Origin of the sequence: Brevundimonas sp. (assembly GCF_031082345.1) — a bacterium.
Classification (GTDB): Bacteria; Pseudomonadota; Alphaproteobacteria; order Caulobacterales; family Caulobacteraceae; genus Brevundimonas.
The window spans coordinates 1-6,041 of the sequence record NZ_JAVHLH010000177.1; the positions used below are offsets into that span (position 1 = coordinate 1).

General features: G+C 69.0%; 6 protein-coding genes and 1 pseudogene. 2 read left to right on the forward strand and 5 right to left on the reverse strand.

Features of this window, described 5'->3' with window-relative positions; translation table 11 throughout:
* The 3 genes from RDU12_RS11330 to RDU12_RS11340 all read right to left on the reverse strand — a co-directional run.
* On the reverse strand, window positions 1–283 hold a 283-nt coding region (locus tag RDU12_RS11330; protein WP_308684667.1), incomplete at its 3' end, for an iron chelate uptake ABC transporter family permease subunit.
* On the reverse strand, window positions 280–1,086 hold the full coding sequence (locus RDU12_RS11335; RefSeq protein ID WP_308684669.1) for an ABC transporter substrate-binding protein: 807 nt from the start codon (window positions 1,084–1,086) through the stop codon (window positions 280–282). The genes RDU12_RS11335 and RDU12_RS11330, both read right to left, overlap by 4 nt.
* On the reverse strand, window positions 1,083–1,715 hold the full coding sequence (locus RDU12_RS11340) for a TetR/AcrR family transcriptional regulator (RefSeq protein WP_300289314.1): 633 nt from the start codon (window positions 1,713–1,715) through the stop codon (window positions 1,083–1,085). The genes RDU12_RS11335 and RDU12_RS11340 overlap by 4 nt, the downstream gene beginning before the upstream one ends.
* A gap of 97 nt (window positions 1,716–1,812) precedes the next feature.
* Between RDU12_RS11340 and RDU12_RS11345 the strand changes: the two genes are divergently transcribed.
* Both RDU12_RS11345 and RDU12_RS15875 read left to right on the forward strand, forming a co-directional pair.
* On the forward strand, window positions 1,813–2,874 hold the full coding sequence (locus tag RDU12_RS11345) for a glycosyltransferase (protein WP_300289315.1): 1,062 nt from the start codon (window positions 1,813–1,815) through the stop codon (window positions 2,872–2,874).
* On the forward strand, window positions 2,855–3,091 hold the full coding sequence (locus tag RDU12_RS15875; protein WP_366145258.1) for a helix-turn-helix domain-containing protein: 237 nt from the start codon (window positions 2,855–2,857) through the stop codon (window positions 3,089–3,091). The genes RDU12_RS11345 and RDU12_RS15875 overlap by 20 nt, the downstream gene beginning before the upstream one ends.
* A 71-nt stretch (window positions 3,092–3,162) precedes the next feature.
* Here the strand turns inward: RDU12_RS15875 and RDU12_RS11350 are convergent, their stop codons facing one another.
* Window positions 3,163–4,602: an IS1182 family transposase gene (locus RDU12_RS11350; protein WP_300289316.1), complete on the reverse strand. Its 1,440-nt coding sequence runs from the start codon at window positions 4,600–4,602 to the stop codon at window positions 3,163–3,165.
* A 164-nt stretch (window positions 4,603–4,766) separates the two neighbouring features.
* Window positions 4,767–5,934 (reverse strand): annotated as a pseudogene (locus tag RDU12_RS11355) (IS3 family transposase).
* Window positions 5,935–6,041: the final 107 nt, after the last annotated feature.

Sequence of the window (6,041 nt, forward strand, 5' to 3'; positions counted from 1 at the left end):
CCGACACGCCCAGCACGCCCGGGTCCGCCAGCGGATTTCGCAGCAGCCCCTGCATCACGGCGCCCGACAGGCCCAGGGCCGCCCCGACCATCAGCGCCGTGGCCGCGCGCGGCGCCCGCACCGCCCACAACACTTCCGCAGCGCCGGAGGACGGATCGGTGAAGGCCCGGCCCAGTTGAGCGGCGTTGAAGGCCGTCTCGCCAAACAGCACGGCCGCCAACGTCGCCAGGACAATCAGTCCGGCGAGGATGAGGGCCAGCCGTCCGGAGGAGTCGCCGGTCACCCGGCCGCCTTCAGCATTGACGCCGCGTCGGCCGCGAACCAGGCCGGACAGGTCAGGCTCGCCGCCGGCAGCCGGGCCACGACCCGGCCCTTCGCCGCTCTCCGAACCACGGGATGCCGTCCCGGCCCGCGCCAGTCGCCGCGCGACTGGTCGAAGAAGCTGAGCACGAAGCGCGCCGGCCGCCACAGGACGATCCGCTCGACGCTGACCGGAGCGAACCCCGGAGCCCTGACCAGATTGGCCAGCCCCGCGGCGCCCAGGACGGCGTCCACCAGGGTGCCTGGCCCGGCGGTGAATCCCCCGGCGGTCAGATACAGGGCGGATCGCTTGGGCGCCCCCGTCGCGGGAGCCGCCTGACGCAGGCGGGCGTCCATGCGGGCGATCAGGGCGTCGCCGCGGCCGGGCGCCTCGAGCGCGAGCGCCGCCGCCCGGATGTTCCCGCGAACGCCATCGAAATCCGTGGCGTCGGCGAGAGTGACGACACGGACGCCGCGGGCTTCAAGCCGCGCCAGCAGACGGGCGTCGCCGCCCCAGTAGCGGACGACGACATCGGGCCGGAATCCGACGGCCGCCTCCAGCGTCGGTCGCACCCGCCGACGTCCCGCCGCCGCCTCGCGCATCCAGGAATCCGGATCGTCGGCGCGAGGGGACAGCGCCAGCGCCGCCCCCGGCGCCAGGGCCAGGGCGTACTGATCGCCACACTGGTCCAGCGACATCACCCGCAACGGGCGCGTCTCCGCCGCGACCGCCGGGGCGCCGGCCGTCGTCAGGGCCAGAGCCAGCACGATCGCTGACAGTCTCACGGCTTCATCAGGCCCGCGAACAGCCCGTCCAGCAAGGCGTTGACCAGGGTCTCACGGTCGACCCAGTCGAAATAGGGCTTGGTGATCATCAGCGACACCACGCCGTGGCAGCCGGCCCAGAGCGCCTGGGCGGTCGTCCGCGCATCACCGCGCAACTGGCCCTCCGCCTCAGCGTCCTCGACCACCTGCTCGAACGACCGATAGAGGGAAGCGCCCAGCTCCTGGGCCGCCGACAGGGCGCCATGCCTGAGCTCGACCGGGCGGGTCATGTAGATCAGCCGGTAGGCGTTGGGGTTGGCGAAGCCGAACTCGATATAGGCCTGCATCATGCGCCGCAGCCGCTCCTGGGGCCCGCCGGGCTCGGCCACCACGGCCCTGTTCAGCTCCAGCAGGGCGGCGAACGCCTCGCGGCAGATCTCGTGCAGGATCTCGCCCTTCTCGGCGAAATGCATGTAGAGGGCCGTCGACGACAGACCGACCTCGTCGGCGATCTTGCGGATGGTGGCGCCCTCGTAGCCGTGCTCGACGAAGATGCGCTCGGCCGCGGCCAGAATCTCGGCGCGGCGGGCGTAGCCCTCGCCCTTCGGCTTGCGCTGGGATCGCGGACTGTGGGCGGCGGGGGCGGTCACCTGGGGCGGAACTCCGAACTGCGACCCTTGAATAGCGGCATTCCCCGCTGCGCGCCAATCGCTTGCCGCCCGCGAATCGGCGCGTTAACCCTTTCGCATGGGAGGTTCGGAGATCAGCGATCTTCGGGATCGCGGGCGCGGCGCCGCGCGCCATGGGCCGCCTCGCGCGAGCAGCGCCGGGTGGCGCGGCCTGTCCGCCTTCCAGTGGCTTGTTCTGACAGGCGCGCTCGCGGCGGCAGGCTCCCTGGCCTGGTCGCGTCCGGACGCCATCGCGCCGCTGGTGGTGATGGGCGCCGCGGCGGCCTTTCTGACCGTTTCCGTGTGGCGGGTGCTGCTGGTGGCGGCGAGCGTTTCGCCAACCGTTCGTCCGGATGAGGTGACCGCCGAGCTTCCGCCCTACACCGTGCTGGTCGCCCTCCATGACGAGGCGGAGGTGATGGACCAACTGGTCGGGCGGCTGGCGCGCATCGACTATCCGGCCGACCGCCTCCAGGGCCTGCTGATCCTCGAGGCCCACGATCACGAGACCGTCGCCGCCGCCATGGCCGCGCCCCGTCCCGAATGGCTGGATATCTTCATCGCCCCGCCGGGCCGCCCGCAGACCAAGCCCCGCGCCCTGAACAGCGCCCTGCCCTTCGTGACCGGCGATCTCCTGACCGTCTACGACGCCGAGGACGAACCCGACCCGCTCCAGCTGCGCGAGGCCGCCGCCCGCTTCGCCGGGGACGCTGGCGGACGTCTGGCCTGCCTGCAGGCGCCGTTGCGGATCCGTGGCCGGTCCGGGCCGGGGGACTCGCCCTTCCTCGACCGCCAGTTCGCCGCCGAATACGCGAGCCTGTTCGAGACCGTCCTGCCCGGCCTGGCCAGGCTGGGCCTGCCCTTCCCGCTGGGCGGGACCAGCAACCACTTCCGGGTCGACGTGCTGTGGGAGGTCGGCGGGTGGGACGCCTTCAACGTCACCGAGGACGCCGATCTGGGCTTCCGGCTGTGGAGCCGCGGTTGGCGTCTCGGGATCATCAGCCGACCGACGTGGGAGACCCCGCCGGGCCGCATCTCCGACTGGCTGCCGCAGAGAACGAGTTGCGTTCCCTTTTCTGCATGGCCAGAAACCGATCACTTTGCGGCTTGTCCGTCCCGACATGGAGCGCTGGCAGGGTGAGCGCTTGTCAGTCCGGCTTCGGCGTAGGCGCAGAGAACTCGGACTCTCTCAAAGCCAGTTGGGGGAACTCTTCTGCCGCAGCCGGACAACCGTATTTGAGTGGGAGACCGGCCGAATTCCGCTACCGGAAGCGGTAGCGGCTTGGCTCGATAGACCGGAGATGTCCCCTTCCCTTTCCGAACGCACCAATCCGCGTTCCGATAAAGTCCGCTTCTGACTGAGGCCGTGTAAAAACGTGCTGAGCCGCAGCGGCGCGCAGGTTGCAACGAGGCGCAGAGCCCCTTCGTCTCAGGCTCTGATCGCGTCCATCAGCGGCTTGGTTCCTAGCACCGCCATCACGCGCTTCATGTTGTAGGCCAGGATGTGGAGGCTGATCTCGATCTTCACGTTGGGCAGCCGCTTCATCAGGAAGTGGGTGTGGCCCATCCAGGCCTTGATCGTTCCGAACGGGTGTTCGACCAGTCGTCGTCGGACGCGCATGGCTCGCGGGGCCAGGTCCATCCGGGCCTGCAAGGCATCGATCACCGCTTCAAGCTCCCAGCGCGTGATCCGACGCTCGACGCTGGGGGTGCACTGAGCTTTGAGCCGGCAGCCGGTGCAACTGGCCCGGTCCCAGTAGCGGTGCAGCGTCAGCCCCTTCTCGACGGTCGTCATGTGCGGCGGCAACAAGGAGCCGGCCGGGCAGCGATAGACGTCCTGATCGGGCAGGTAGACGAAGTCCTGCTTGCCGAAGCGTCCCGCCGCCTTGGCCCCCGAGGTCTGGGGCTTCGGCAGGTAAGGCGTCACGCCCATGGTCTCGCAGGCCAGTATCTCCTCGCCGGCGAAGTAGCCCCGGTCGGCCAGCACGTCGAGTGCCTCAACGCCCATGGCGTCCTTGGCCTTTCCCGCCATGGAGGCGAGCTGATGCTTGTCGAGCCCGGTCATGACCACGTCGTGGGCGACGATCAGGTGATGCTCGCCCTCGACGGCGGACTGGACGTTGTAGCCGACGATGCCGCTGCCCCGACCGGACGTCGCCATGGCGCGGGCGCCGGGGTCGGTCAGGGAGACCTGGCCGTCAGGCGACGCCTCGACCTGCGCCTCCATGGCCTTCAACATCGCCATCTGGGCGCGGAGCCGCTCGATCTTCTCCACCAGCCGGCCCGACCGCGCCTCGGCGGCCTCGCCCTCCTGCCGGTCCGCCGTGTCCAGATCCCGCAGATAGCCCGCGATGTGTTCCGCCACCTGGTCGATCCGCCGCTTCACCTTGTAGGCGGTGAAGTTACGGTCGCGGGTGTTCACCGCCTTGAACTTCGAGCCGTCGATGGCGACCAGGGCCGCGCCGAAGAGCCCGAGCTCACGACACAGCACCACGAACTGGCCACACGCCGCCTGGATGGCCGGGCCGTTCTCGCGGCGGAAGTCGGCGATGGTCTTGTGATCCGGCGCCAGTCGCCCCGTCAGCCACATCAGCTCGACGTTGCGTTGCGCCTCACGCTCCAGCCGCCGGCTGGACTGCACCTTGTTCAGATAGCCGTAGACATACAGCTTCAGCAGCGTGGCCGGATGGTAGGCGGGCCGTCCTGTCGCCGCCGGGGTAACGCCCTCAAAGCCCAGGCTCTTCAGATCCAGCTCGTCGACGAACACATCGACCACGCGGACTGGATTATCCTCCGCCACATAGTCGTCGAGACACTCGGGAAGCAGCGTCTGCTGCCGGCGATCGGCACCCTGAACGAAGCGGCTCATACCCCACCTCCTGCTGTCCTCAGGAGGCTACCCTAATTCGCTCGATCCGAAGGCGTTTTCACACAGCCTCGACTCACAGCGGCGGTTTGGAGTGTCCGCTCCGGGGAAATCCGCTGGTGCCGAGCATCGCGGCGAAGACTGACCTGCCCCCTCTGGTCCCGCGGTCATAATGGGAGTCCGCAGGCTTCATAGCTGATCTTGGGCTCCGGTGGGAGCGGGCGGTCGGCGCAGCTATTTACGTCGCGCAGCCGACCGGCCGCGTGGTTCAGCCGCATCATCTCCGGCGCGAGGCCGCCGTGGGCAGAGTGCGGTCGGATGTGGCTGTAGTCGTCCGGCCGCCGGGCGACGACGGCCCGGGCCTCAGCCAGGGTCGTGAACACCTCCTCGTTCAGGCATTCGTCACGGAACTTGCCGTTGAAGCTTTCGACGAAGCCGTTCTGCTGGGGCTTGCCGGGGTCGATTTAGCGTCAGCCGACGCCGGTCCGGTTGGCCCACTCCAGCATCGCCCGCGACGTCATCTCCGTGCCGTTGTCGCTGACGATCAGGGCCAGCTTGCCGCGCCGGGCGATCAGTGCGTCCAGCTCGCGCGCCAATGCGCCGGCCGCCGATCGAGGTGTCGACCACCAGCGCCAGCTTCGCGCGTGAAGTCGTCCACGATGCACAGGATGCGGAAGCGCCGACCCCACGACAGAGCGTCCGCCACGAAGTCCAGGCTCCAGCGCCGGTTCGGACCGTCCGGCACGGCCATCGGCGTCCGCATCCCGGTCGCCCGCGTGCGTCCACGCCGCCGTCGCACCGCTAGGCCCTCTTCCCGATAGAGCTGGAACAGCTTTTTCTTGTTCAAGCTGACGCCCTCGCGCTCCAGCAAGATGCCCAGCCGCCGGTAGCCGAACCGACGGCACTCTCCGGCCAGACTCCGCAGCCGTTCGCGCACCTCCGCGTCGCCAGGCTCAGGCGCGCGGCGCACCGTCTTGGGATCGACCTCGACCAGCCCACAGGCCCGCCGCTGCGAGTAGCCGCGCTCCGCCATCAGACGAAGCGCGGCTCCCCGGCGAACAGCGGGCCCGGTCAGTTTTTTCCCAAGAGATCCTTCAACGCCGCCACGTCCAGCATCGACTCCGCCAGCAGCTTCTTCAGCCGCCGGTTCTCGTCCTCCAGCGTCTTCAGCTTCTGGGCGTCCGAGACGCTCATCCCGCTGTATTTGGCCTTCCAGCGATAAAAGGTCGGCTCGCTGATCCCGTACGGCCGGCAGACCTCCGCCGTCGCACCGCCAGCCTCCTGTTCGCGCAGAACGCCTATGATCTGAGCCTCGCTGAACCTGCTCTTCTTCATGTCCGTCTCCTTGAGGTTGACGGACCCTCACTCAAACCGAGGGATCAGGAAGGGGGCAGGTCAGGACGAACAGCGCCTTAAAGCGGCCGGCGCCGATCAATAACGTC